General features: G+C 71.0%; 24 protein-coding genes and 8 tRNA genes. 30 read left to right on the top strand and 2 right to left on the bottom strand.

Annotated elements, in window-relative coordinates; genetic code table 11:
• Positions 1-15 precede the first annotated feature (15 nt).
• The 20 genes from pyrF to IVW53_02535 all read left to right on the top strand — a co-directional run bounded on the left by pyrF (position 16) and on the right by IVW53_02535 (position 11896).
• A complete protein-coding gene (gene pyrF / locus IVW53_02630) occupies positions 16-843 on the top strand; it encodes an orotidine-5'-phosphate decarboxylase (protein MBF6604460.1) in 828 nt (275 codons plus the stop codon).
• A 64-nt stretch (positions 844-907) separates the two neighbouring features.
• Complete coding sequence (locus IVW53_02625) at positions 908-1201, top strand: twin-arginine translocase TatA/TatE family subunit (protein MBF6604459.1); 294 nt, start codon at positions 908-910, stop codon at positions 1199-1201.
• A gap of 21 nt (positions 1202-1222) precedes the next feature.
• Complete coding sequence (gene tatC, locus IVW53_02620; GenBank protein MBF6604458.1) at positions 1223-2011, top strand: twin-arginine translocase subunit TatC; 789 nt, start codon at positions 1223-1225, stop codon at positions 2009-2011.
• A gap of 37 nt (positions 2012-2048) precedes the next feature.
• Positions 2049-2975, top strand: coding sequence for an RNase adapter RapZ (gene rapZ / locus IVW53_02615; GenBank protein MBF6604457.1), 927 nt, complete (start codon positions 2049-2051; stop codon positions 2973-2975).
• Positions 2972-4351, top strand: a complete 1380-nt coding sequence (locus IVW53_02610; GenBank protein ID MBF6604456.1) for a YvcK family protein — start codon at positions 2972-2974, stop codon at positions 4349-4351. The genes rapZ and IVW53_02610 overlap by 4 nt, the downstream gene beginning before the upstream one ends.
• Positions 4348-5118 carry a DNA-binding protein WhiA gene (gene whiA, locus IVW53_02605; GenBank protein MBF6604455.1) on the top strand — a complete coding sequence of 257 codons (771 nt, stop codon included), beginning with the start codon at positions 4348-4350 and terminating at the stop codon, positions 5116-5118. Before IVW53_02610 ends, whiA begins: the two co-directional genes overlap by 4 nt.
• A gap of 8 nt (positions 5119-5126) precedes the next feature.
• A complete protein-coding gene (locus IVW53_02600) occupies positions 5127-5933 on the top strand; it encodes a triose-phosphate isomerase (GenBank protein ID MBF6604454.1) in 807 nt (268 codons plus the stop codon).
• A gap of 17 nt (positions 5934-5950) precedes the next feature.
• On the top strand, positions 5951-6724 hold the full coding sequence (gpmA, locus tag IVW53_02595) for a 2,3-diphosphoglycerate-dependent phosphoglycerate mutase (protein ID MBF6604453.1): 774 nt from the start codon (positions 5951-5953) through the stop codon (positions 6722-6724).
• 53 nt (positions 6725-6777) lie between these two features.
• Positions 6778-7017: a preprotein translocase subunit SecG gene (gene secG / locus IVW53_02590; protein MBF6604452.1), complete on the top strand. Its 240-nt coding sequence runs from the start codon at positions 6778-6780 to the stop codon at positions 7015-7017.
• Between the two features lie 56 nt (positions 7018-7073).
• Positions 7074-8894 carry a peptide ABC transporter substrate-binding protein gene (locus tag IVW53_02585; protein MBF6604451.1) on the top strand — a complete coding sequence of 607 codons (1821 nt, stop codon included), beginning with the start codon at positions 7074-7076 and terminating at the stop codon, positions 8892-8894.
• 30 nt (positions 8895-8924) lie between these two features.
• A tRNA-Leu gene (locus tag IVW53_02580) sits at positions 8925-9011 on the top strand.
• 32 nt (positions 9012-9043) lie between these two features.
• Positions 9044-9128 (top strand) — tRNA-Leu (locus IVW53_02575).
• A 370-nt stretch (positions 9129-9498) separates the two neighbouring features.
• A tRNA-Val gene (locus IVW53_02570) sits at positions 9499-9575 on the top strand.
• 65 nt (positions 9576-9640) lie between these two features.
• Positions 9641-10201 carry a LemA family protein gene (locus tag IVW53_02565; protein ID MBF6604450.1) on the top strand — a complete coding sequence of 187 codons (561 nt, stop codon included), beginning with the start codon at positions 9641-9643 and terminating at the stop codon, positions 10199-10201.
• A gap of 46 nt (positions 10202-10247) precedes the next feature.
• Positions 10248-11231, top strand: coding sequence for a M48 family metalloprotease (locus IVW53_02560; GenBank protein MBF6604449.1), 984 nt, complete (start codon positions 10248-10250; stop codon positions 11229-11231).
• A 98-nt stretch (positions 11232-11329) separates the two neighbouring features.
• Positions 11330-11405, top strand: a tRNA-Phe gene (locus IVW53_02555).
• Between the two features lie 26 nt (positions 11406-11431).
• A tRNA-Gly gene (locus IVW53_02550) sits at positions 11432-11507 on the top strand.
• 43 nt (positions 11508-11550) lie between these two features.
• Positions 11551-11624 (top strand) — tRNA-Gln (locus IVW53_02545).
• A 54-nt stretch (positions 11625-11678) separates the two neighbouring features.
• Positions 11679-11755 (top strand) — tRNA-Cys (locus IVW53_02540).
• Between the two features lie 54 nt (positions 11756-11809).
• A tRNA-Leu gene (locus IVW53_02535) sits at positions 11810-11896 on the top strand.
• A gap of 16 nt (positions 11897-11912) precedes the next feature.
• Here the strand turns inward: IVW53_02535 and IVW53_02530 are convergent.
• Positions 11913-13142 (bottom strand): AAA family ATPase, encoded by a 1230-nt coding sequence (locus tag IVW53_02530; protein MBF6604448.1) that lies wholly within the window; start codon positions 13140-13142, stop codon positions 11913-11915.
• A 191-nt stretch (positions 13143-13333) separates the two neighbouring features.
• Here IVW53_02530 and rpsF point away from each other — a divergent pair, with 191 nt between their 5' ends.
• The 5 genes from rpsF (at position 13334) to IVW53_02505 (ending at position 16765) form a co-directional block, all read left to right on the top strand.
• Positions 13334-13756, top strand: a complete 423-nt coding sequence (gene rpsF, locus IVW53_02525) for a 30S ribosomal protein S6 (protein MBF6604447.1) — start codon at positions 13334-13336, stop codon at positions 13754-13756.
• Between the two features lie 15 nt (positions 13757-13771).
• Positions 13772-14278 (top strand): single-stranded DNA-binding protein, encoded by a 507-nt coding sequence (locus tag IVW53_02520; GenBank protein MBF6604446.1) that lies wholly within the window; start codon positions 13772-13774, stop codon positions 14276-14278.
• Positions 14279-14303: 25 nt separating this feature from the next.
• Positions 14304-14573 (top strand): 30S ribosomal protein S18, encoded by a 270-nt coding sequence (locus IVW53_02515; GenBank protein ID MBF6604445.1) that lies wholly within the window; start codon positions 14304-14306, stop codon positions 14571-14573.
• 46 nt (positions 14574-14619) lie between these two features.
• The gene (locus IVW53_02510; GenBank protein ID MBF6604444.1) at positions 14620-15666 is read left to right on the top strand and encodes a sodium:calcium antiporter; all 1047 of its coding nucleotides are present in this window, start codon (positions 14620-14622) and stop codon (positions 15664-15666) included.
• Between the two features lie 100 nt (positions 15667-15766).
• Positions 15767-16765, top strand: a complete 999-nt coding sequence (locus IVW53_02505) for a branched-chain amino acid transaminase (GenBank protein MBF6604443.1) — start codon at positions 15767-15769, stop codon at positions 16763-16765.
• 7 nt (positions 16766-16772) lie between these two features.
• On the opposite strand, the gene IVW53_02500 is transcribed toward IVW53_02505, so the two are convergent.
• Complete coding sequence (locus tag IVW53_02500; protein ID MBF6604442.1) at positions 16773-18578, bottom strand: LCP family protein; 1806 nt, start codon at positions 18576-18578, stop codon at positions 16773-16775.
• Positions 18579-18645: 67 nt separating this feature from the next.
• Here IVW53_02500 and IVW53_02495 point away from each other — a divergent pair, with 67 nt between their 5' ends.
• The 5 genes from IVW53_02495 to priA are packed head-to-tail and all read left to right on the top strand — an operon-like array spanning position 18646 to position 26596.
• Positions 18646-22014 carry a class I tRNA ligase family protein gene (locus IVW53_02495; GenBank protein ID MBF6604441.1) on the top strand — a complete coding sequence of 1123 codons (3369 nt, stop codon included), beginning with the start codon at positions 18646-18648 and terminating at the stop codon, positions 22012-22014.
• On the top strand, positions 22011-22514 hold the full coding sequence (gene lspA / locus IVW53_02490) for a signal peptidase II (GenBank protein ID MBF6604440.1): 504 nt from the start codon (positions 22011-22013) through the stop codon (positions 22512-22514). Before IVW53_02495 ends, lspA begins: the two co-directional genes overlap by 4 nt.
• Before the next feature lie 17 nt (positions 22515-22531).
• Positions 22532-23464: an RluA family pseudouridine synthase gene (locus IVW53_02485; GenBank protein ID MBF6604439.1), complete on the top strand. Its 933-nt coding sequence runs from the start codon at positions 22532-22534 to the stop codon at positions 23462-23464.
• On the top strand, positions 23461-24069 hold the full coding sequence (gene gmk / locus IVW53_02480) for a guanylate kinase (GenBank protein ID MBF6604438.1): 609 nt from the start codon (positions 23461-23463) through the stop codon (positions 24067-24069). The genes IVW53_02485 and gmk overlap by 4 nt, the downstream gene beginning before the upstream one ends.
• A gap of 10 nt (positions 24070-24079) precedes the next feature.
• Positions 24080-26596, top strand: a complete 2517-nt coding sequence (gene priA / locus IVW53_02475) for a primosomal protein N' (protein MBF6604437.1) — start codon at positions 24080-24082, stop codon at positions 26594-26596.
• Positions 26597-26655: the final 59 nt, after the last annotated feature.

Raw genomic sequence — 26655 nt, 5'->3', positions numbered from 1 at the left:
GCGCGATCCGTCGCTGTGAGGACGGTCCTCTGCCTCGGCATCGACCCCGATCCGGCCGCGCTGCCGCCGGGGTTCCGCGCGGACGTCCGGGGGATCGAGGCATTCGCTCGCCTCCTCATCGAGGCGGCAGGACCCCACGTCGCGGCGATCAAGCCGAACGTTGCCTTCTTCGAGGCGTTCGGGAGCGCCGGCCTGGCGGCGCTCGAGCGCCTCCGCGGTCTCGTTCCGCCGGAGGTGCTGGTCGTCATCGACGCGAAACGCGGCGACATCGGGTCGACCGCCGCCCGGCAGGCGATCGCCCTGTTCGATCGCCTTGCGGCCGACGCGGTGACCGTCAGCCCGTATCTCGGCGGAGCGGCGATCGGTCCGCTCCTCGAACGAATCGATCGCTTCGCCTATGTCCTCTGCCGGACATCGAATCCCGGGGCCGGTGAGCTCCAGGATCTCGTCGTCGCGGCAGAATCCGGCCGCGGCGCGCCGTCCGAGCCGCTCTGGGCGAGGGTCGCCCGGCGAGCCGGCGGATGGGGATCCGGTGCGACCGTCGGTCTCGTCGTGGGTGCCACCGGTCCGACCGAGCTCGCCGCGATCCGGACGATCGCGCCCGGCCTCGCGTTCCTCGTGCCTGGTGTCGGGGTCCAGGGCGGCGAGATCGGGCCGGTGCTCGCCGCGGGACCGGCGACTTCGCCGCCCGCTGGCGGCCGCCCGGGCGGCGGGCTCCTCGTCAACGTCTCGCGCGGCATCGCCGCGGCTGCCACGAAGCCCGATCCGGTCCGGACCGATCCGGGCGAACGGATCGCGGCCGCCGCGGCGTCATGGTCGGCGCAGCTCCCTGTGCTATCGTAGGCCGCCCGAGCGGCCCGCCCATGGCGCTGCCTCGGATGTCGAAGCAGAGGTCTCGGCACCTGTCATGCCGTTCGGTATCGGGCCCGTCGAACTCATCATCGTGCTCGTCATCGCCCTCCTCATCCTCGGCCCCGGGAAGCTTCCCGACGTCGGGGCTGCCCTTGGCAAGAGCATCCGCGAGTTCCGCAAGGCGGCTACCGACGTCGAGGACGCGACCAGGCTTGACGTGAAGCCCGCCACTCCGCCCGCGATCGCCACGCCACCGGCTCCCGCGGCCCCGGCTCCCGGCCCCGCGGCCCCGGCTCCCGGCCCCGCGGTGAGCGCGGCACCGGAGCCGCCGACCGCCCCACAGGCCTGATCGGCCGCCCGGGACATCCTCATGGCCGACGCCGACGCGGCCCGGGAGGCCGGAGCGCCGGCGCCACGGACGATCGCGCCCGATCCGGGTCCGCCGCCGCCCGCCGACCGCGTCGACGAACCGGCGATGTCGCTCGTCGACCACCTGACCGAGCTCCGCAACCGGGTCTTCAAGACAGTCGCGGCGATCCTCGTCCTCTCGGTGGTCGGGTATCTCCGGGCCGGCGCGATCATCGACGTGCTGCGGGGCCCGATCGGCGACCGCAAGCTCGTCTCGCTCAGTGCCGGCGGTCCGTTCTTCCTCTACATCAAGATCGCCCTCGTCGTCGGACTCATCCTCGGCATGCCGGTCATCCTCTACCAGATCTGGGCCTTCGTCTCGCCCGGGCTGACCCCGGAGGAGCGGCGGATCGTCCGCCCGTGGGTGCCCATCGCGCTCCTCTTCTTCGGGATCGGCGTCGCGGTCGCCTGGGTCATCCTCCCGTTCGCGCTCGGCTTCCTCTTCAGCTACGAGTCCGCCTCCATCCAGATCACCCTGACGATCGACAACTACTTCGGGTTCATCACGACGCTCTTCCTCGCCTTCGGGCTGACCATGCAGTTCCCGATCGTGCTCTATGTCCTGTCGCGGGTCGGGATCATCAGTTCGTCGCGACTTCGATCGGCTCGCCGCTACGTGATCCTCGGCATCGCGGTCTTCGCGACGGTCGTCACCCCCGGGGGGGACCTCGTGAGCCCCACCGTCCTCGGCCTGACGATGTACCTCCTCTTCGAGATATCGATCATCGTCATTCGGCGCAGCGGGCGGTGAGCGGACACCGAGCGATGCCGCGGTAGACTGGCCGACGATGGTCGCCTCCGATGAGCGCCGCGATGGGATGGACGCCTCGGCGGCCGATGCCGCGGCCGACCCGACGCCGCACGTCGTCCTGCTGAGCGGAGTGTCCGGCGGGGGCAAGACCGCCGCTGCGAAGCTCTTCGAGGACCTCGGTTATGTCGTGGTCGACAACCTCCCGAGCGATCTCCTGCCGGAGCTCGCCGAGCTCGTGTCGAGTGATCCGGAACGCTACGCCCGGGTCGCGATCGTCCTCGACATCCGCTCCGGCGACGCGCCGCTCGCCTTCGCCGCGATGCGGGGCGCGCTCGAGGGGCGAGACATCCGGCCCCAGGTGTTCTTTCTCGAAGCGCGCGACGAGGTGCTCATCCGGCGGTTCTCGGAGACCCGGCATCGCCATCCGCTCGCCGATCAGCGCGGGATCCAGAGCTCGATCGCCGAGGAGCGTCGCGTGCTCGAGCCGGTCCGCTCGGAGGCGGACATCGTCCTCGACACGTCCGACCTCTCGCTGCGGGAACTCCGGGAGACGCTGTTCGCCCACCTGAGCGATCACGTCGAGCCGGAGCAGCTCGTGGTCCAGCTCATCAGCTTTGGCTACAAGTACGGTGTCCCGCTCGAGTCGGACCTCGTCTTCGACGTCCGCTTCATGGAGAATCCGTACTACGTTCCCGAGCTGCGTCAGCTGTCCGGCCTTACCGACGCGGTCCGCGCCTACGTGCTCGATCAGCCTGTCGCCGAGCGGTTCCTCGGCTTCATCCGCGAGTTCCTCGACTTCGTCCTGCCAGCCTATGAGGCGGAGGGGAAGACGCGCCTGACGATCGCCGTCGGGTGCACCGGCGGCTATCACCGGTCGATCGTCGTGGCCGAGGAGATCGCGGCCTGGCTCCGCGATCGCGGAGCTCCCGTCGCGATCTTCCATCGCGAGCTCGACCGCTCGTGAACCCGCCCGGCCGCCATCGACCAGGGAGCGGCTCCGCCGGCCTGTCGGCCAACCTCCGGGCGTGGCTGCGGCCCGGGATGGGGATCAAGCGATGGTTGTTCTTCGTCTTCGTCGGCGAGCTCAGCCTCGCCCTCGGCGGAGCGCTCGCCCTTCGCCAGCTCTACCGCGACACGGAGGTGGCCGGGCCGCTCCAGGCGGTCGCCTACGTCGCGACGCTGCAGTTCCTGCCGTACCTCGCCCGTGGCCTCATCCTCGGCGGCCTCGGGCTCGCGATCTTCCTGTTCGGCTCGTTCCGCGTCATGCGGGCGATCATGGACCCGCTCCGGGCGCCGGATGCGGACCAGCCGCTCGTCGAGGTCATCTACCAGAAGCGGTTCCTCGCCCGAGGGCCGAGGATCGTCGCCATCGGCGGTGGGACAGGCCTCTCGACCCTCCTCCGCGGCCTCAAGCAGCAGACGAGCAACCTCACGGCGGTGGTCACCGTCGCCGACGACGGTGGCTCGTCCGGCAAGCTCCGCGCCCAGCTCGGGATTCCTGCCGTCGGAGACATCCGGAACTGCATCGTCGCCCTCGCGGACGCAGAGCCGCTCATGGCGGAGCTCCTCCAGTATCGGTTCCCGGAGTCCGAGGTCATGGGCCGCGAAGGCGAGGCGGGTTCGCTCGGTGGTCATGCCGTCGGCAACCTCCTCATCGCCGCGCTCACGGCGGTCGAACACGGCGATTTCGAGGAGGGGGTCCGCAAGATGAACCGGGTCCTCGCCGTCCGCGGCCAGGTCCTGCCGGTCTCCCCGACGCCGATCGTGCTCCATGCCGAGACGACCGCCGGGATCGTCGTCGACGGGCAGTCGCGGATCGCCCGGACGCCGGCGCTCGATCGGCTGTGGATCACGCCCGCCGACGTCTCCGCCTCGGCCGACGCGCTGCGGGCGATCGCCGAGGCGGAGGTCATCGTCCTCGGGCCCGGCAGTCTCTTCACGAGCATCCTCCCGAGCCTCCTCATCCCGGCGATCCGCGACGCGGTGCGCGCCTCGCCCGCGCTCCGTCTGTACGTCTGCAACGTCGCGACCCAGGACGGCGAGACGAGCGGCTACGATCTGGCGGACCACATCGAGGCGCTTGAGCGGCACGCGGCGCCCGGGCTCATCGACATCGTCCTCGCCAACAGCGCCCTCGCGGAGGGAGCGGACGGCGACGAGCCGGTCCGCCTCCGCTGGCCCCCCGCGTCCGATCCCGCACCGAGGCTCGTCCTCGACGAGGTGGTCGATCCGGCCCGGCCGCATCACCACGACCCCGCTCGACTCGCCGCCGCGATCGGTCGCATCGTCGACCGCGAAGGCGTGCCCAGGCGCCGGACGGGGGTTTCCCGGACCGCATGACGCATGCCGAGCGCGACCTCGTCGCGGCGCTGCGGACGGAGCTCGCCGCGATCGACCCGCTGCGTCCGTGCGACCGTCGTGCCCTCGCCGCCGGGCTGGCGACCGCCCGCGCGGCCCCACGGGCCACCGCCACCGGGCGTCTCGCGGTCCGCCTCGCGACCGAACCGCGGGCGTCAGACCGGCCGGACTTTGCGTGGGATGACGCAGCGGACCACTGCCGTGCCGCGTACCTCCGCGGTCTCTTCCTCGCACGCGGTTCACTGAGCCTCGCCGGCGGCCGGACGCACCTCGAGTTCGTCGTCGGCGTGGACGAGGCACCGATCCTCGCCCACCGGCTCGCGGGATTCGGCCTGCCCGCCGGTCATCGCGTCCGACGCGGTCGGGGCGTCGTGACCTGGAAGGGCGGCGACGTGGTCGGCACGTTCCTGCGGCGGCTCGGCGCCGGGGCCACGCTCCTCGAGCTCGAGGCCCGGAGCGTATCGCGAGCGGTCCGTGGCGACCTCAACCGGGTGATCAACGCCGAGTCGGCGAACCTGACCCGGTCCGTCGAAGCGGCAGGAAGGCAGCTGCTCGCCATCGCGGAACTCGAGGCCGACGGGCGCCTCGCCCGGCAGCCGCACGTCGTACGGGTCGTGGCGGCGGGCCGACACGAGACGCCGGAGGCCACGCTCGGGGAGCTGGCCGATCGGCTCGCGATCCACCGGTCGGCGGTCCAGCGGGCGCTTGAGCGGATCGAGCGGCTCGCGTTCGGCACCGCTCTGGCATGATTCCGGGCATGCGACCGGTGATCATCGCGGCGAACTGGAAGATGCACACCGTCCCGCGCGAGGCGGCCGAGCTCGCACGGACGATCGCCGCCCGCACGGACGACCGGACCGTCGTCCGGATCGTCTGCCCGCCGTTCGTCGCCATCCCCGCTGTCCGGGACGCCCTGTCCGGTACCGGCGTCGCGGTCGGGGCCCAGAACGTCCACCAGGAGACCGCCGGCGCGTTCACCGGCGAAGTGAGTGCCCCGATGCTCGTCGGGCTCGTCGAGTGGGTCATCGTCGGGCACTCCGAGCGTCGCCGCGACGCTGGCGAGACGGATGCGCTCATCGCCGCGAAAGTCCGCCGGACCCTCGAGGCCGGACTTCGGCCCATCCTCTGCGTCGGCGAGCAGCTCGCCGAACGCGAGGCGGGGTTCCACGAGGCGGTCGTCGAGACGCAGCTTAGGGGGGCCCTTGCGGGCCTGGCGGACGCACCGCCGACTGGCGGCGGCCGCGCGCCGTTCGAACGCCTCGTCGTCGCCTACGAACCGGTCTGGGCGATCGGGACCGGTCGGAGCGCCCGCGGTGTCGACGCCGCCGAGATGGCCGACCTCATCCGCCGCACCCTCCACGACATCGGCGCGCCGGCCGCGGGCGAGGGCGTGCCCGTCCTCTACGGCGGGAGCACGACCGCGGCGAACGTCGGCGAGTTCCTCGGCGAACCCGGCATCGACGGCGCCCTCGTGGGCGGCGCCTCGCTCCGGCCGGACGAGATGGCCGGCATCGTCGGCCGCGCCGGCGTCACGGCGCGGGCCCGCCTCGCGGCGAGCCGCTGAGGCCGAGCGGAGTCCCGGTGCCGACCCTCGTCCTGCTCCGCCACGGCGAGAGTGCGTGGAACCGGGAGAACCGATTCACCGGCTGGACGGACGTCGATCTGTCCGAGTCGGGGATCGCCGAGGCCCACGAGGCCGCCCGACTCCTCGGTGCCGAGGGGCTCGGCTTCGATATCGCCTACACGTCCGTTCTCAGGCGGGCGATCCGGACCCTCTGGATCGTGCTCGACGACCTCGACCTCATGTGGCTGCCGGTCCATGGCTCGTGGCGCCTGAACGAGCGCCACTACGGGGCGCTCCAGGGTCTCGACAAGGCGGAGACGGCGCGGACATACGGCGAGGAGCAGGTCCGACGCTGGCGTCGGAGCTATGACACGCCGCCGCCGGCGCTCGAGATCGACGATCCGAGGTTCCCCGGCCGCGACGCGCGGTATGCGGGCCTCTCCGCGACGGAGCTGCCGCGCACCGAGTCCCTGCGGGACACCGTGGCCCGGTTCCTCCCGTACTGGCAGGCGGAGATCGCCCCGGCGGTCCGGGCCGACCGCCGGGTGCTCATCGCGGCGCACGGCAACAGCATCCGGGCGCTCGTGAAGTATCTCGACGATGTCGGCGATGCCGAGATCGTCGGGCTCGACATCCCGACCGGGGTGCCGCTCGTCTACGAGCTCGACGAGGACCTCCGTCCGAGGTCGCATCGATTCCTCGGCGATCCCGCCCGGATCGCGGCGGCGATGGCCGCCGTCGCCGCGCAGGGAACGACGGCGACGAGCCCCGGGGCCGCGCGACCGGTCTGATCCGGAGGCTGTGCTACCATCCGGCGGCTGAACCGACAGGAGGATCTCCGCTCGTGAACCCGTTCCTGGCCATCGGCCAGATCATCGTCGCCTTCGCCCTCATGGCGTCCATCCTCCTCCAGGCGCGAGGCACCGGGCTGTCCGGCACGTTCGGCGGCGACTCGGCGGTCTTCAGGAGCCGGCGAGGGATCGAACGGCGGCTCTTCCAGTTCACGATCGCCCTCGGCATCCTCTTCGTCGCCTTCTCGCTCGTCACGTACGCACTCGCTCCGGCGACGACCACCGCCCGTTGAGCGTGCGGCGCGACCTCCCGCGCGGCGAGGTGGGGAGGGGCGCCGGAACGGGGACCATGACGACGCGGGACCGGCTCATCGTGGCCGCTCTCGCCAGCCTCTTCGTCGGGTTCGCCGCGGCGATCGGCCTTCCGACGCTCGTCCCCGGCGGAGGCGCTGCATCGAGCCCCGCCGTCTCGCCGAGCCCGTCGGCCGCCGCGGTCGCCTATCGCGAGGGGATCCTCGGTCGTCCGACTTCGATCGACCCGCTCACCGCCACGAGCCAGGCGGATCGCGACATCGTCGCCCTCGTCTTCAGCGGCCTGGTGCGGCTCGGGCCGGACGGCTCGGTCGTGCCCGATCTCGCGAGCGGCTGGACGGTCGGCGGCGCCGGCTCGACGTACACATTCACGATCCGCTCGGACGCGATCTGGCAGGACGGCGCGCCGGTAACCGCGGCGGACGTCGTCTACACGATCCACACCCTCCAGGATCCGGCATACACGGGACCCGCTGCGAGTTCGTGGCGCGAGGTCACGGTCGCGGCGATCGACGCGACGACCGTCCGCTTCACGCTCAAGACGCCGGTGGCGAGCTTCCTCCAGGCTGCTCGCCAGCCGCTGCTTCCCGAGCACCTGCTCGGCGGCGTGAGCGCTGCCGGGCTCGCCACGGCGACGTTCAACGATGCGCCCGTGGGGACCGGTCCCTATCGACTCGTGTCGTGGGATGCGACGGCCGCCCGGCTCGAGCCGTTCGCCGCAGCCGTCGGTCGGCTGCCGGCCGCTTCGGCGTCGCCCGCTTCGTCCGCTGCGCCCTCGGCGTCCCCCGAGCGGTCGGCGTCCCCGGTCGGTGCCTCGCCGTCCGCGACCGCGTCCGGGACACCGTCCACGTCGCCCGCGACCGTGGCGAGTCCGACCCCGATGCCGCCACCCGGCTACATCGCGCTCCCGGCGATCGAATTCCACTTCTACGCGGCCGCGGGATCGCTCATGGCGGACTACCGGGCCGGCAGGCTCGATGCCGCCTCCGGCCTGACGCCGACCGATGCCCTGGCGCTCGCGGCGACCCCCGGCTCACGCCTCGTCGACTACCCGCGGACCACCTACACGGGCGTCGTCCTCAACGTTCGGCCGGGGCACCCCCTCCTCGCCGAGCTTCCCGTGCGGCAGGCCCTCCTCGAGGCGATCGATCGGCCCGCGATCATCGCCTCCGTCCTCGCCGGAACGGGTCGCCAGGCCGACACTCCGATCCCCCCGTCGTCGTGGGCGTACGATCCGACGGCGGTGACGCCCGTGGCCTACAGCGCGACCGCGGCGGCGAAGACACTCAAGGCGGCGGGCTGGACGAAGACAACGAAGGGCTGGTTCGCGCCGAGATCGAAGACGGCGTTCTCGATCGAGCTCATCACCCCGGACCAGGTGTCCAATCCGATCGTCTTCGCCACCACCAACGCGGTCGCGGCGGATTGGCGGCGCTTCGGCCTGAAGGTGACGGTCACAGCGCTCACCCCCCATGACTTCGTGGACAGCCGCCTCGCACCCGGCAAGTACGACGCAGCGGTCGTCGACGTCGACGTCGGCCTCGATCCGGACCTGTACCCGTTCCTCGCCTCGACGCAGACGACGACCGGCGGAGCGAACGTCTCGGGTGTCCAGATCCCGGCCCTCGACGCGAAGCTCATCGCGGCCCGGGCGTACGGCCCGGCGGCGAAGCGCGCGGCGGCCTTCCGGAGCCTCCAGACGTATCTCGGGCAGACGGTCCTCAGCCTGCCGCTCTTCTTCCGCGACGAGCCCGTGGTGGTGTCCGACCGGGTCTGGGGGCCGACTCCACGCGAGATCGCCGACCCGAGTGGGCGATTCTGGGACGTGCTAACATGGCGCCTCGCATCCGGGCGGTGAACCTCGGTCCGCTGTCCGGAGGGGCTCCCGGCCGAGGTGGCGGAACTGGTAGACGCGCTAGCTTCAGGAGCTAGTGCCCGCAAGGGCGTATGGGTTCGACTCCCTTCCTCGGTACCAGAACCCGCAGGCCGGGAACCCTCGGGACACCTGCCCAGGTGGCGGAATTGGTATACGCGTACGTTTGAGGGGCGTATGAGGCAACTCATCCGGGTTCAAGTCCCGGCCTGGGCACCACCCATCCGAACCATCCGAACGACGATCCAAGGCGGTACACCCGGACCGCCTTCGCGATTCGCGGCGCCCGTCGGCGGCGGCGAAGCGGCCAGTCGTGCCTCACGCGGACGCGGCGCCGCCTGACCGCCGGTTCTGCCAGATGTGCGTCAGGCGCGCACTGGTCCGCCATCGACGGCCCGACACGAGGTACTGCGAGTTTGCGGACGGTCATCGATCCTGGCAATCGTCCGAGTTGTTGATCATGTGGCGGTTTTCGGCCGACGAGTGCCCGGCTGGGGGACAGATGGCAGGATCCGCCCTCGACCGCCCGCGTCGCGGCGCCCGTCGGCGGCGGCGAACGGTTCGGCGCGGCGGGTATGCTGGCGGGCGCGGGCGGTTAGCTCAGTCGGTCAGAGCGCCTCGCCTACACCGAGGATGTCGCAGGTTCGAGTCCTGCACCGCCCACCACCCGCTGCGGTCGGCTAGACTGGCGGACCCGGGCACCGCCCGACTCGCCACTCGAGGGATCATCGATGCTGCCGCTCCTCATCGTCATCGTCATCCTCGTCCTCGTCGCCGTCTTCCTCGTCGGGCTCTACAACGGGCTCGTCCAGCGTCGCCTCCGGATCGACGAGGCCTTCGCCCAGATCGACGTCCAGCTCAAGCGCCGCCACGACCTCATCCCGAACCTCGTGAACGCGGTCAAGGGCTACATGGACTTCGAACAGGATGTCCTCACGAAGGTGACGGAGGCCCGCGCGAACGCGGTCGCGGCCGGTGCCCAGGGTCCGGTGGTCCAGGCGCAGGCGGAGAACATGCTCACGGGGGCCCTCCGATCGCTGTTCGCGGTCGTCGAGAACTACCCCACGCTCAAGGCGAACGAGAACGTCCTGAGCCTGCAGGAGCAGCTGACCACGACGGAGAATCAGATCGGGTTCTCTCGCCAGCACTACAACGCGACCGTCCTCGACTACAACCAGGCGATCCAGACCTTCCCGGCCGTCCTCATCGCGGGCTCGCTCGGCTTCACGAAGCGCGATTTCTTCGAGGCGGAGGCGGCCGCCCAGGACGTGCCGGTCGTCGCCCTCCGGTGACGGTCCGCCGGGAGCGGTCGTGCCGGACGCTCAGCGGTCCCGGCCGATGACCACCACCTTCTACAGCGAGATCGCCCACAACAAGCGGCAGTCGGTCCTGCTCGCGATCGTCGTCGCGGCGCTCCTCGGCCTCCTCGGCTTCGCCATCGGCTATGCCTTCACGGGCACGGCGACCGGCGGCCTCGCGGCGACGCTCATCGCCGTCGCCATCGCCGGTCTCGCCTCGATCGGGTCGTACTCGGCGGGTGACAAGCTCGTGCTCGCCACGTCCCAGGCACGGGAGGTCGACGAGGCGGGTGCGCCGCAGCTGTTCAACATCGTCCGCGAGCTGACGATCGCCGCCGGCCTCCCGATGCCGCGCCTCTATGTCATCGACGACAGCGCTCCGAACGCCTTCGCGACCGGCCGCGATCCCCAACACGCATCGATCGCCGTCACCTCCGGTCTCGTCGAGAAGATGAACCGCGAGGAGCTCCAGGGCGTTCTCGGCCACGAGCTGTCGCACGTCCGGAACTACGACATCCGGTTCACCCTCCTCGTCGGCGTGCTCGTCGGCGGCGTCGCGCTCCTGTCCGACTTCTTCCTGCGCTGGACGTTCTGGTTTGGCGGCGGCCGGCGCTCGCGGAACGACAACCAGGGCGGCGGCGGGGGAGGGCTGCAGGCGATCTTCTTCGTCATCGCGATCGTCCTCGCGATCCTCGCTCCGATCGCCTCGCAGCTCGTGCAGCTCGCGGTCAGCCGTCAGCGGGAGTACCTCGCGGACGCGTCGTCCGTGCAGCTGACCCGGAATCCGCACGGCCTCGAGCGGGCCCTCGCCACGATCGCAAGCGATCGCGATGTCCTCGAGGTCGCGTCGCGGGCGACCCAGCACCTGTACTTCACGAACCCGATCAAGAAGTTCGAATCCCGATCCGCCGGGCTGATGTCCACCCACCCGCCGATCGTCGACCGCATCAACCGCCTCCGCGAGCTCACCGGTGAGGCACCGCTCGACCCGGCCGACACGACCGCCCTCACGGGGCTCGACTGACGGCGCGGCCCGCTCGGCCCGGCCCGCGTTGAAGGGCCGCCGGAGCGCGTGGTATCCTCCGCCACGCCGACGGGCGGCCAGCCGTGGTCGGTCATCGGGCCGAGATAGCTCAGTTGGTAGAGCACGCGACTGAAAATCGCGGTGTCGCCAGTTCGATCCTGGCTCTCGGCACCATCTCGTCAGGTGGTCGTGATATCCGGGCGGAAGTGGCTCAGTTGGTAGAGCATCACCTTGCCAAGGTGAGGGTCGCGGGTTCGAGTCCCGTCTTCCGCTCCATCTCCCATCGCCGTCCCACCCGAGTTGCCCGTCGAGCCGCCGCTGCCCCTTCGTCTAGCGGTAGGACAGCGGACTTTGGATCCGTGAACCGAGGTTCGAATCCTCGAGGGGCAGCCACATATCGTGCGGAGCCGTGCTCCGCCCCGCCGGTCCCCGTCGGCGAGCGTCCGAGGCGACGTACCCAAGTGGCCTAAGGGGGAGGTCTGCAAAACCTCTATTCAGCGGTTCGAATCCGCTCGTCGCCTCCACCACACGCGACCCGCGCGCCCCACCGCGCGCCTGGGCGCGTACGCTGTCCTCGCGCCGAGGTGGCGGAACCGGCAGACGCAGCGGTCTTAAACACCGCGGCCCGAAAGGGCGTGTGAGTTCGAATCTCACCCTCGGCACCACGTCCACGGTGGGCGCTCAGGTCCGGCGGAGGAGTCCCCCGAGCCGCTTCGCCTTCCTGTCGTCTGCGGACGGCGTGGCGACCGTGGCGCCGGCGCCTGCCTCGAAGACGAGGTCCGCGAGCCGGGAGAGTCGCTCGGCGGCGAGCGATCGCGGGGCGCCCCGGATGATCGGCACCCCCTCGTTCACCGCCTTGAGGTAGAGGAACGGATCGTACGGGAGCTCGGCGGCGATCCTCGTGCCGAGTGCGCCCTCGATGTCGCGCATCTTGAGGATCTCCTTGGCGAACGCGTCGTTGAGGACGAACGTCGCCTTCGCCCCGACCGAGCCGAGCTCGCCGAGGACGTCGAGGAGGGAGTGGAGGGCCTTGAGGGCGGCGATCTCCGGGTGGACGGCGAAGATGACGCTGTCCGCTCCGTCGAGGGCGGCGAGCGCGGGTTGGTCGAGGACCGAGCCGCCGTCGACCACGACAGCGTCGTAGGCGCTCGCCGCCGTCTCGAGCAGCGCCTCCACGTGGGCCGCGGTCACGAGGTTCGTCAGGTCGGGATAGGTGATCGCGGGGAGGACGTCGAGGCCACCGTCGTAGTGGGTGACGAACGAGCGGAGCGTCTCCGGCTCGCGGAGCGAGGACTCGGCCCGGACTACATCGGCGAGCGTGTGACGCACGGTGAGGTCGAGGTGGGTCGCGACCTGTCCGAACTGGCGCACGAGGTCGATGAGGAGGGTCCGCTTCGGGTGCCTGCGGGCCGCGGCCAGGGCGACATTGACCGCGATCGTCGTGGTCCCCACACCGCCCTTGGGCGAGAACACGGTGACGATCCGCCGGACCGGGTGGTCTGCGGGCGCCACGGCGGCGCTCGGGGCGAGATCCCGCGTCCGCCGGAAGCGGAGGAGGAGGGCCTCGACCCGCGCCTCGAGCTCGCGGGCATCGAAGGGCCTGGCCATGACGTCGTCCGCGCCCGCCTCGAGGAACCTGATCCGATCCTCGACGTCGTCGGTCTGGCTGATGCACAGGACCGGGACGGCCGCGAGCGACGGAGTCGCCCGGATCTCCCGGCATACCTCGGTGGCGGTCGGCTCCGCGGCGACGACATCGATGATGACGAGATCGTGCTCGCGGGCCTGGCGGAAGGCATCCGAGCTGTCGGTGACGGCGACGACCGTGTGGCCGACGGCGGTCAGGACCCCGGAGATGACGAGGGACGAGCCCGGATCGGTGTCGAGGAGGAGGATGCGGTTGGCCGGCACGCGGTCTCCAGGGACTGGACGGGCGATCCGAGAGGTCGCGCGACCGCCCCGGAGAGGATACATCGCGGACCGTCCGTGACGGCTCGTGCTAGACTCCGGCCGTCGTCCTTTCGGCTCCGCCATGGCCGACGCCCTCGCCGGCGTCGATCTCGAAACGGGGCGATTCCCAGAGGAAGGAGTTGTTCAGGCGCATGCGTCGCTATGAGCTCATGCTCGTGATCCGGCCGGACGTGCCGGACGAGCGGTCCCAGGTGGTGATGGATCGCACGACCCGCGGCATCGTCGCCGCCGGTGGCTCGATCGTCAAGGTCTCGCCATGGGGCCGCCGCCGCCTCGCGTACCAGATCGACCGGTTTCGCGAAGGTTCCTACCACATCATCGTCTTCGAGGCACCGGCCGATGCCATCGCCGAGCTCGAGCACGGCCTGCTCATCACCGAGGAGGTCATCCGCCACCTCGTCACCCGTGACGAGCGCCCGATCCGGGCATCGCGTCGCGATGGCGGCCCCGACGAAGTCGATGCCGGCCCGCCGGTCGACGAGCCCGACGACGAGGACGTGACTGAACGGATCGACGAGTCGGAGAGCGAAGCCGCTCCGGCCGCGATCGACTGACGAGGGTCGCCCACGATGTCGCTCAACAAGGCGATGATCATCGGCAATCTGGGCCGGGATCCCGAGATGCGGTACACACCGAACGGTCAGGCCGTCACCCAGTTCACCGTCGCCGTCAACCGCAACTTCAAGGGCCAGGACGGCGAATGGCAGGAGGAGACGGAATGGTTCCGGGTCGTCGCCTGGGGCCAGACGGGCGAACGAGCCGCGGAGCATCTCCGCAAGGGTGGGAAGGTCTACGTTGAAGGCCGGATCCAGACCCGCCAGTGGGAGGATCAATCCGGCCAGAAGCGGTACACGACGGAGCTTATCGCGGACCGCGTGACGAATCTCGAACGACGCCCGCGCGAGGACGGCGACCCCGGCTTCGCGCCGCGGAACGCCAGCCGGCCGGAGGGTTCGAGCGGCCCGAGTGCCTCGCCCGGCGAGGCTGCCTCGAGCGGGCCCGGCGCCTCGAGCGGCCCGGCCGGGGCGCCCGCCGACGATCTCGACCGGGCCGACCTCGACGACCTCCCATTCTGACGACTGAACGAAGGGAACCCCACCGATGCCACCCGCCCCACGCGCGAAGAAGCGCGACTCGTACTTCCGCGACAGTCGCCGCCGCAAGGTCTGTGCGTTCTGTGCGGACAAGACGGCGCTGATCGACTACAAGGAAGTGAACCGTCTCCGCCGCTACCTGTCGGAGCGAGCGAAGATCGAACCGCGCCGCAAGACCGGCACGTGTGCCGGACACCAGCGCGAGCTCGCGGTCGCCCTGAAGCGCGCCCGCATCGTGGCCCTGCTGCCGTACGCCCCCCAGCACCTCCGCCCGTGATCCGTCGTCGATGACGACGACACGAACACGCGCCTGACGAGGACCGATGGATCTCGTCATCCTGGCCATCGCGTTCGCGACGATCCTCCTCGGCGCGGAACTGTTCACGAACGGGATCGAGTGGTTCGGTCACAAGCTCGAGCTCGCCGAGGGAGCCGTGGGCTCGGTCCTCGCCGCCGTGGGGACGGCGCTGCCCGAGACGATGATCCCGCTCATCGCGATCCTCGTCACCGGCTCGGAGGCGTCCAACGAGGTCGGCGTCGGAGCGATCCTCGGCGCGCCGTTCATGCTCTCGACGCTCGCGATGTTCGTCACCGGGATCGCCGTCCTCGTCACCGCCCGGGGCCGGTCGAGCGGGGATCTCATGCCCGTCTCGACCGAGGTCCTCGGCCATGACATGCGGTACTTCGCCGTCGCGTACGGGCTCGCCGTCGGTGTGGCATTCGTCCCGGCGGGTGTCGAGTGGCCGCGCTGGGTGGCGGCGATCGTCCTCGTCGGCCTGTACGGCCACTACGTCTGGGGGCATCTCCGGGCCGAGGCGACCGTCGGCGACCCGGAGCTCCTCGCGCCGCTTCGGCTCCATCGCCTCGATCGAACCGCCCCGGCGCACCTCACCACGCCCCGCCTGCGGATCGTCAGTCTCCAGGTTCTCGTGGCGCTCGCGTGCATTGTCCTCGGCGCCTACGCGTTCGTGGGGGCCGTCGAGGACCTCGCCCGCACGCTCGGCGTCCAGCAGGCGCTGCTCGCCCTCGTCATCGCCCCGATCGCGACGGAGCTGCCGGAGAAGTTCAACAGCGTGATCTGGATCCGGCAGGGCAAGGACACCCTGGCGATGGGCAACATCACCGGGGCGATGGTCTTCCAGGCGACGATCCCGACGGTGGTCGCCCTCGTCTTTGCCTCGAGTCACTGGGCCGTGACGGCCGGCTCGACGCTCGCCTTCGCGTCGGCCGGCATCGCCTTCCTCTCGTCGGCGCTGATCTTCATCCCGATGACACTGCGCGGCCGACTCCGTGGCCGGCACCTCCTCACCGGCGGCGTGTTCTACCTCGGCTACATCGCACTCGTCGTCGCCAACCTTCGGACCGGCTGAGCTCGCCGGACCCGGCGGTATACTGCGGCGCACGTCGGGCGGTGAGGTGGCGGGATCGCCGTCCGATCGGCCGTCCGGCCCACAGAACGGGAGCGACCCGATGATCACCGACCACGCCCCGGCGGCGGCAGCCGCGACGACGCCTGCATCCGCAGCGGCGGGCGCCCCGCGCGACCTCGACGATCTCATCGCCTATTTCGAGGGCGCGCATGTGCCGCTGCGTGAGGCGAAGGTCAGCATCATGACCCACGCCTTCATGTACGGGACGGCCACCTTCGAGGGAATCCGGGCGTACTGGAACGCGGAGCGCGGCCAGCTCTACGGCGTCTTCGTCCGCGAGCACGCCGAGCGGATCCGCGACTCGGCGAAGATCCTGCTCATGGACCCCGTGCCCTCGGCGGACGACCTGACCGCCATCATCGTCGAGACGGCGGGTCGGAACCGGTTCCGCGAGGACGCCTACATCCGCCCGTCGTTCTACAAGAGCACGCGGGCGATCGGCGTGAAGCTCCATCATCTCGCCCACGAGCTGTACGTCATCGCCGTGCCCTTCGGCGACTATGTCGATACCGCGCGCGGGATACGGATCATGACCTCTTCGTGGCGCCGCAATGCGGACGAGGCGCTCCCCGCCCGTGGCAAGATCGTCGGCGGCTACGTGAACATGGCCTTCCAGAAGAGCGAGGCGGAGCTCAACGGCTTCGACGAGGCGCTCGTTCTCACGCCGAGCGGTCACGCGTCCGAAGCGTCGGCGGCGAACCTGTTCGTCGTCCGCGACGGAGTCCTCCTCACGCCGCCGGTGTCCGATGACATCCTCGAGGGGATCACCCGCGCGGCACTCCTCCGGCTTGCCGCCGACCTCGGGATCCCGACCGAGATCAGGTCGATCGACCGTTCGGAGCTCTACGTGGCGGACGAGGTCTTCCTGTGCGGCACCGGAGTCCAGGTGAGTCCCGTCGTCGAGGTCGATCACCGGGCCGTCGGCAACGGCGCGGTCGGACCGATCGCGGCCGCGATCCGGAGCCGCTACTTCGAAGCGGTGCGCGGGCGGCTGCCCGAGTATCAGGACTGGCTGACCCCGATCGACGAGGTCGACTGAGCGAGGACTACGGCGCGGGCGGCGGCGTCAGATCCGGCGTCGTCCGGCCCGTCGTGACGACGATGTTGACCCGCGCGGTCGGATCGTTCACGAGGGTTGCCTTAACGCCGAAGACCTTCTCGAGGAGCGCCACCGTGGCCGGATCCTTCTGTTCGGCACCGTTGTAGACGACGATCTCCGTCGCCGAGGGGCTCGTCGGCGGCTGCTGACTCGGCGCTGACGCGTTCACGCCCTGGAAGGTGAGATAGCCGGCGACGTTGGCCGCCTGTCCATTCCGGCCAGAGCCGTTGAGGACCCAGACGGTGGCTCCCTCGGCGGCGACCTGCTCCTTCTGCGCCTCGTTCGTCGGATTGGCGCTGAAGGCGTCCTTCACCGCCTGGCGCACCTTGGCGACGTACAGCGTGTTGCTGTCGCCGCACGTGTCGAAGACGTGCTGGCCGTAGAGGGGCGGCGAGAACACGTACGAGCGGACATTCGTCGTGTCGACGCCGCCCGCGAGCTGGAGCAGCGCCGGAAGCTGGCTCACCGGGATGTCCGTGTGGACCGTCTGCTTCAGGGCCGCGACGAGGTCGGGGATACGCGGGATGAGGGCGTTGACGTCCGTCTGATCCTTCAGCGAGAGCAGGACCCGCTGCTGGCGCTGCGACCGGTCGTAGTCCGTCGACCCGTGCCGCGATCGGGCGTAGACGAGGGCCTGGGCACCGGTCATGTGCTGGATCCCGGCCGGGATGTAGACCCGGATCGGGTCCCCCCGGTCGCCCGGGAAGTTGTCGTCGAGGACCGGGAACTGGACATTGATCGTCACCCCGCCGACGGAGTCCACGAGCTGCCGGAAGCCGTTGAAGTTCACCTCGACGTAGTACGGGATGTCGAGGCCGAACACGTAGCCGAGCGTGTCCTTGAGGGCGAGGAATCCCCGCTGCTGGTCATTGCCGGGGAAGAGGTCGGGGCGCTGCTGGGCGGCGGTCCAGAGGCTGTTGATCTTGCATTGGAACGTGGCACCGAAGACGGCCTGTGCCGGGCCGGGCGGAAGCGGCACGCCGACCGTGTCGCGGGGCAGGCTGAACAGCGCGACCTGCTTCGTCGTGGGGTCGATGCTCGCGACGATCATCGTGTCCGTGTTGAATGTCGCGTCCTTCGGCCGCTGATCGACGCCGAGCAGCAGGATGTTGAGCCGGCCGCCGGTCCACAGCTTCGCCGACTCCGCCGGAGCCGGCATGGCTCCGGGGGCGGCCGAGCCGGCGATCGATGCCGCGCTCGGTGCGGACGACGGGTTCCCGCTTGGGGCGGCCGAGCCGGTGGCGTTCCCGGTCCGGCTGCTGTCACAGCTGGCGGTGCCGCTCGGATCGAACACGCAGTTCACGAGGTCCTGCGCCTGGACGTCGTAGTAGGCGACCGCGACGTGGACCCCGGACATGACGATGAGCACCGCCGCGAGGCCGGCGATGGACAGCGGATCGCGGCCGAGCCGCGGCCGTCCGAGGCGGCCGCCGCCGGAGGTCTCGAGGGCGTTCATGTATGTCGCCACCTGGTGGGCGTCGACGGCGGCGACGATCCGGTAACCGAGGGTAAGGACGTTGAGGAGCTGGATGAGCCAGAGGTACTGGAGGGCGACGCCGGCGAGCTCGAAGAGACTCACCCGCAGGCCAATGCCGAGGGCGAGCGAGAGGCCGAGCAGCGGTGCCGCAGCGAATCCGAGCGCCCGCGCATAGGCGCCGGCATACGCGTGACCGAGCCCCGGGAAGACGAGGGAGAGGAACGCCGCCGCGAAGGCTGACCGGTGGCGGGGCAGCTGGCCCTTCGGTTGCGACATCGTCGGGTAGGATAACCGGACTCCGGCGAACGAGCCGCCCAGCCCCGACCCGAGGACGAGAGACCGATTGTTCGAGCCGGTCAGCCCCAAGCCCGACCTCATCGCCCAGGAACACGAGATCCTCGCCCAGTGGACGGAGCGCCGGACCTTCGCCCGGCTGCGCGCTCAGAACGCCGGCGGGCCGCGCTGGAGCTTCCTCGACGGTCCGATCACCGCGAACAACCCGATGGGTGTCCACCACGCGTGGGGCCGGACCTACAAGGACGTCTTCCAGCGCTTCCACGCGATGCTCGGCGAGGACGAGCGCTGGCAGAACGGCTTCGATTGCCAGGGCCTGTGGGTCGAGGTGAACGTCGAGCGAGATCTGGGCTTCACCTCGAAGCGGGACATCGAGGCGTTCGGCATCGCTGAGTTCGTGTCCCTGTGCAAGCAGCGCGTCCTCACGTTCGCCGCCCGCCAGACCGAACAGTCCATCCGCCTCGGCTACTGGATGGACTGGAACGACCCGGACGAGCTCCGTCGTCTGCGCGACCTCCTCGCCGCCGAGCCGGCGGCGGTCGTGACGATCGACGGCCCGGACGGGCCGGTCACCGATTCCGTCGAGATGCTCGTCGGGCGACTCGGCATGCCCGAGCTCGGCGGCAGCTATTTCACCTTCAGCAACGAGAACAACGACCTCATCTGGGGCTTCCTCGCCGAGTGCCACCGACGCGGCTGGCTCTACAAGGGCCACGATTCGATGCCGTGGTGCGCGCGCTGCGGGACGGGCCTCTCGCAGATGGAGATGAACGAGGGATACCAGGACCGTGAGGACCCCGGCCTCACGGTGAAGCTTCCGCTCGTGGACCGTCCGGGCGAGGCACTCCTCGTCTGGACGACCACCCCGTGGACGCTCACCTCGAACGTGGCCGCGGCCGTGGGACCGGATCTGCGCTACGTCCGGGTCCGCCAGGGGGACGACGTCTATTGGATCGGGCGCGGGACGATCCGGACGGCCCTCGACGGCGCGTTCGAGATCCTCGAGGAGCGATTCGGTCGCGAGCTGGTCGGATGGCGGTACGAGGGGCCCTTCGATGAGCTCCCGGCGGTCCGCGAGGCCTTCGCCGCGGGCACCCGCGACCTGCCCGGCGAGCCGTACGTCCATCGGGTCGTCGCCTGGGACGAGGTCGGTGAGGCGGAGGGCACCGGAATCGTCCACGTCGCTCCCGGTTGCGGATCGGAGGACTTCCAGCTCGGACGAGCCCTCGGCCTGCCGGTCGTCGCGCCACTCGACGACAACGGGATCGTGGTCCACGGGTTCGGCGCCTTCACCGGTCGCGATGTCCGCGACGTCGCCGAACCGATCGTCGAGCGCATGCGGCACGATGGCCGCTTCTATCGCCTCGAGACCATCGTCCACCGCTATCCGCACTGCTGGCGCTGCGGCACGCCGCTCGTCTTCCGACTCGTCGACGAGTGGTACATCAGCATGGGACCGGTGTACGACCGGCCGCGCGAGCAGCTGACCCGCGACGAGATCGAGGCGAGCCTCCGCTACCAGATCATGGAGGTGGTCGACGGCATCCGCTGGATCCCCGGGTTTGGCTACGAGCGGGAGCTCGACTGGCTCCTCAACATGCACGACTGGATGATCAGCAAGAAGCGGTACTACGGGCTCGCCCTGCCGATCTACGACTGTCGCGGCTGCGGCACGTTCGACGTGGTCGGCGGGCGGGACGAGCTCCGGGAGCGGGCGATCGACGGCTGGGAGGCCTTCGAGGGGCACACACCGCATCGACCGTACATCGACGCGGTGCGCATCACCTGCCGGGGCTGCGGCGCGCCCGTCGAGCGGATCCGCGACGTGGGGAATCCGTGGCTCGACGCCGGCATCGTGCCGTTCTCGACGCTCCATTTCCGCGAGGACCCGACGTACTGGGCGCAGTGGTTCCCGGCGGACTTCATCACGGAGAGCTTCCCCGGCCAGTTCCGCAACTGGTTCTACGCGATGCTCGCCATGGGCACCGTCCTGCGCCGCGAGGCGCCGTTCACGACGATCTTCGGCTATGCGACCCTCTTCGGCGAGGACGGCCGGCCGATGCACAAGAGCGCCGGCAACGCGATCGAGTTCGACGAGGCGGCCGAGCGGATGGGCGTCGACGTCATGCGCTGGATGTACGCCGCCGCCCGCCCCGAGGACAACATCCCCTTCGGCTGGCACGCCGCGGACGAGGCGCGTCGCGGACTGCTCATCCTGTGGAACGTCTACGCCTTCTTCGTCACCCACGCGCGACTCGCCGGCTGGGAGCCGACCAGTGGCGTTCCGCCGGTGGTCGAGCGGAGCGCGCTGGACCGCTGGATCCTCTCGCGAGCCGCCGGCACGGCCGCCCGGGCGGGAGACCGGCTCCGCGCCTACGACGCGCGCGAGGCCACGATCGCGATCGAGCAGTTCGTCGACGACCTCTCCACCTGGTATCTCCGCCGTTCGCGCCGACGACTTGATAGGGCGGAGGCCACGGCGGACCGCGACGCGGCGTTCGCGACGCTCCACGCGGCGCTCGTCGCCGTGGTTGGTCTCCTCGCCCCGATCCTGCCGTTCCTCACCGAGTCGATCTACGGCAATCTCGTGGCCCGGCTGGACCCGGCCGCCCCGGACAGCGTCCACCTCACGGCCTGGCCGGAAGCGGCCCTCGCATCCGCTCGCGACGAGCCACTCGAGTCGGCGATGGCCACCGCCCGTCGGGCCGCCGAGCTCGTCCGGACCCTCCGCAGCGGTGCCGGCATCCGGCTCCGCCAGCCCCTCGCCCGGATGTGGCTGGCACTGCCTGGCGGCGATCTCGTCGAGCGCGAGGCGCTCCTCGGCCTCATCGCCGATGAGGTGAATGTCAAGCGGATCGAACTCATCAAGGACGGTTCGGCCCTCGTCGACCGACGGGTCAAGCCGCTCCTGCCGCGGATCGGCAGGCGCCTCGGAGCGATCATTCCGGCGGTCATGGCGGCGGCCCGGACGGGCGACGTCGAGTTCGTCGCCGACGGTTCGGTCCGGCTCGCCGGCGTGACGCTCGCGCCGGATGAAGTGGAGATCCAGGCGGTCCCGCGGCCCGGTACCGCGGTGGCCGACGACGACGGGCTCGTCGTCGTCATCGACACCGAGCTCACCCCGGAGCTCATCGCCGAAGGCGACGCGCGCGAGCTCCAGCGGGCGATCCAGGACCTTCGCAAGGATGCCGAGCTCGCGCTGACGGATCGCATCGAGCTCTGGCTCGATGGGGTGACGTCCGCCGTCGTGCCGCACCTCGACGCCGTCGCAGCCGAGACGCTCGCGGACCTCGTCACGATCGGGCCGGCCCCGACCGGCGTTGCGACGGCGAGCGTGCACCTCGACGACGGCGACGTCCGGATCGGGCTCGGGAGGCACCGCTCCGCCGCCTCCGGTCGCGCGGGTCGGCCCGCATGACCCCTGCAGTGGGAATCGTTCGGCGGCCACGCTGGCCGCTCTTCGCCGCGATCGGCATCGTCGTCGTCGTCGTCGATCAGCTCGTGAAGGCGGCGATCGCGTCGACCTACGAGGTGGGCGTCCCGGTTGCGGTCCTCGGCGACCTCGTCCGGATCGACGTCTCGCACAACGAAGGCGCGCTGTTCGGCCTCTTCCAGGGATCGGCGCTCGTGTTCGGCGTCGGCAGCCTGGCCGTCGTCGGCCTCATCGTCTGGTACGAGGCGCGGGCGGGCGACAGCCTCCTCGTGACCTTCGCACTCGGGCTCCTCGTCGGCGGCGCGGTCGGCAATCTCCTCGATCGACTGCGCCTCGGCTACGTCATCGATTTCGTGGATGCGGGTGTCGGTGGCTGGCGCTGGTACACCTTCAACATCGCGGATGCGGCGATCAGCACGGCGATCGTCCTCCTCATCATCCTTGCCCTGCTGCCGCCCGAACGCACACGACCGGGTCGAGGGTGATCGGGACGGGCGAGCGGGTGACGGACGTGATCGTCCCCGACGGCAGGGCGGCGATCCGGGCCGACCGATTCGTCGCCGATGCGACCGGGCTGTCGCGGAGCCACGTCCAGAAGCTCATCGCGGCGGGCCACCTCACGGTCGACGGGGATGCGATCCGCGCGAACACGATGGTCGGCGGCGGGGTGCGGCTCCGCCTCGTCGTCCCCGAGGCCGAGCGCGCCACGCTCATCCCGGAACCGGAGATCCAGCTCGCCGTCGTCTACGAGGACGCCGAACTCCTCATCGTCGACAAGCCCGCCGGGCTCGTGGTACACCCGTCGCCCGGCCATGAGACGGGAACGCTCGTCCACGCCCTCCTCGGCCGCCGCGACGCCGCGGAGTACGGGGGGATCGCCGGCGTGCGCCGGCCGGGCATCGTCCATCGTCTCGATCGGGATACGAGCGGCCTGCTCATGGTCGCCAAGGGCGACGTCGCGCAGTCGAGCCTCATGGCCCAGCTCAAGGCCCGCCGGGTCCGCAAGACCTACCTTGCGCTCGTCCAGGGGTCGGTCGCCGCGGCGGTCGGTCGGATCGAGGCACCCATCGGACGGGACCCGAAGCACCGGACGCGGATGGCGGTGGTGCCGGACGGTCGGGCGGCCACGACGGGCTACCGCGTCCGCGAGCGGTTCGCCGCCTGGACCCTCCTCGAGCTCGACCTGGTGACCGGACGGACACACCAGATCCGGGTCCATCTCGAGGCCATCGGCCACCCGGTCGCCGGCGATCCCGTCTACGGGACCGGAACGTCACGGAAGGGCCCGGACGGTCTGGAGCGGCTCTTCCTCCATGCCTGGCGACTCGAGCTCGCATCACCGGCGGACGGGCACCTCATCCGGGCGGAGGCGCCCCTGCCGGCCGACCTCGAACGCGCGCTCTCCGGGCTGCGCAGCGCGGCGTCCGCTCGATGACGGGCCCGCCGGTACCGCTCCTCGTCATCGTCAGCGGGCCGTCCGGCGTCGGCAAGGACACGATCCTCGACGCCCTCAAGCGGCGGCCGCATCATCCCGACTATCACTATGTCGTGACCTGCACGACCCGTGCGCCGCGGCCCGGCGAGCTGCCGGACCGCTCGTATCACTTCCTGAGCCGGGAGCGGTTCGTCGAGCTCCGTGATGCCGGCGAGCTCCTTGAGGCGAACGAAGTCCACGGGAACTGGTACGGCACGCCGCGGACGGAGGTGCGCGAGGCGCTCGCCGCCGGTCGCGACGTCATCCTCAAGATCGACGTGCAGGGCGCCCAGATCGTCAAGGAGCGGGTCGCGGAGGCGCTCCTCATCTTCCTCGTCCCACCGTCCCTCGAGGCACTCTTCCACCGCCTGCGGACCCGAGCCACGGAGACCGCCGACGAACTCGAGCTCCGGCAGCGGAACGCCGCGATCGAACTCGCCCGCCAGGAGGACTACGACCATGTGGTCGTCAACGAGACCGGCCAGGTGGAGTGGACCGCCGAGCGGATCGACGAGATCATCGCGACCGAGCGCGCACGTCCCGGTCGCCAACCGGTGGTCGTCTGACGGCGCTCCCGTGATGTCGGACGAGGAGCTGCGCCGTGACCCGGCCGCGACGCCGACGCAGCGGCCGCTCGTCGAGGTCGCGATCGACGCGGCCGGGGGATCCGCAGACCGGGCGTACACCTACGCCGTCCCGCCCGCCCTCGATGGACTCGAGGCCGGAGAGGCAGTCCTCGTCGAGTTCGGGCGGCGCCACGCGCTCGGGATCGTGCTCGGCCCTGGTGCGATGGCGCCGGGCATCGTCAGCAAGCCGATCATCGATCGGGTCCGGACGGACGGCCCACTCCTGCCGGCGCGAAGTGTGGAGCTCGCCCGCTGGATCGCCGAGCGGTATCTCGCTCCGACGTCGCTCGTCATCCGGGCGATGCTCCCGCCGGGCATGCTCGAGCGCCTCGAGCTCGTCGTCGAGCGGACGCCCGGGGGCGAAGGCGCGGGCGGCGACGGCGACGACGCCGGCATGGAAGCGGTGGACGGAACGGACCGCGAGCTCCTCGATCGGATCGGCTTCGCGCCGCGGGTCGTCCGCGACCTCGAGACGCCGAGTGGCCGGGCCGCCCTGATCCGCCGTCTTCGGACCCTCGAGGCAAGCGGCCGGGTGACCCTCGACTGGACGCTCACCACGGCTGGGGCCGGTCCCCGCTTCGAGCGGCGGATGCGTCTCACGGACGACGGCCGCGTCGCGGCGGCGAACCTGGCCGCGGGCGTCCGACCGCCCGGGCGACCACTCGGTCCGCACCAGATCGAGCTCCTCGTGGCACTGGAGGGGGATCGCTCCATTGACGGCGGCCGTCCGACCGCGGGAACGAGCGCGGGTGTCGGAGCCTCGACCGTCACGAGCCTCGCGCGGCGGGGTCTCGTGGCGATCTCCGTCGTCGCGGTCGAGCGACGACCACTCGCCCGCCGCCGGCCCGGGCACCGTGGCGCCCGACCGTCCGGATCGGACCTCACCGGCCCGCAGGGGACCGCCCTCGACCGCATCCGGGCCGCCATCGCCGAGGGCGACCCGACACCGCTCGTCCTCGACGGCGTGACCGGGGGCGGCAAGACCGCCGTCTACGTGGAGGCGATCGGCGCCTGTCTCGACGCGGGCCGACCCGTCCTTATCCTCGTCCCGGAGGTCGCCCTCGCGCTGCCACTGGTCGACCGACTCCGCCGCGACCTCGACGCCGAGATCGCGCTCGTCCATTCCGGCCTCGGTGAAGGTGAGCGAGCCGACGAGTGGCGGAGGATCCGACGCGGCGAGATCGACATCGTCGTCGGCACCCGCCTCGCCGTGGTCGCGCCGCTCGCCGAGGTCGGCCTCGTCATCGTCGACGAGGAGCACGACGGCGCGTACAAGAGCGACCGGACGCCCCGGCTCCAGGCCCGTGACACGGCCGTCGCCGTCGCCCGGCTTGCTCGCGCTGCCTGCGTCCTCGGCTCGGCGACCCCCGCGGTCGAGACGATGGGGCGGGTCCGCGACGGGACCTACCGGCGCGTCGTCCTGCCGCTGCGCCCTGCGGGCGCGCCGCCGACGATCGAGATCGTCGACCTGCGAGCCGAACTCGCGGCCGGGAACCGCGGTCTCATCTCCCGCCGGCTCGAGGTGGCGATCCGCGATCTCCGGTCGGCCGAGGGCGAGCGGGGCATCCTCGTGATCAACCGGCGTGGCTCTGCGTCGGCCGTCCTGTGCCGCGATTGCGGCGCCGTTCAGACGTGCGACGAATGCGCGCGACCACTCGTCTTCCATCAGGCCGGCATGTCGTTGCGGTGCCATCACTGCGGTCGCGCCGCGCCGCTCGCGACGCGCTGCCCGGCCTGTGGCTCGCCGCGCATCCGCTACCTCGGCGGCGGGACCCAGCGGGTCGAGGCGGAGGTCCGCTCCCGGTTCCCTGGACTCCGGGTCGGACGTCTCGACCGCGACGTCGTCGAACGCCGTGGCGGCGCCGAACGGGTCGTCGACGCGTTCACGGACGGCCGGCTCGATCTGCTCATCGGGACGAGCCTCGTGACGAAGGGGTTCGACATCCCGGAGGTGGCGCTCGTCGGCGTCGTCTCCGCCGACATCGCCCTCAACCTGCCGGACGAGCGGTCGGCCGAGCGGACGTACCAGCTGCTGACCCAGGCGGCGGGCCGGGCCGGACGCGGCGATCGACCGGGAGTGGCGATCATCCAGACGTATCAGCCGGATCATCCGGCGATCCGGGCCGTCGCGGAGGGGGACGCCGCGGCGTTCTACGACGCCGAGCTTACGGCCCGCCGGCGGTACGGAGCACCGCCGTTCGGGCGGTACGTGAAGCTCACCGTCGGACTCCCGGATCCGACCGTGGCGGAGGCGATGGCGACGGCGACGGCCGATCGCCTCCGGATCCTCGCGGCGGAACGGCGGCTCTCCGTCGAGGTCATCGGGCCCGCACCCGCGTACATCGCCCGGCGCGCCGGGCGATGGCGCTGGAACGTGGTCCTCCGCGGGACGGACCCGGTCGCACTGCTCGACGGTGGACTCGGGCCAGCATGGAGCGTGGACGTCGACCCGGAGACGCTGCTCTGATGGCCTGCCGCTGTCGGTCCCGGCCGAGCGGCGGCGCAGCCGCCCTCCGATATACTTCG

It is taken from the genome of Chloroflexota bacterium (assembly GCA_015478725.1).
GTDB lineage: Bacteria > Chloroflexota > Limnocylindria > Limnocylindrales > CSP1-4 > C-114.
Note: the sequence above shows the minus strand (reverse complement) of the source record. Positions and strands in the feature narration are given on the sequence as shown.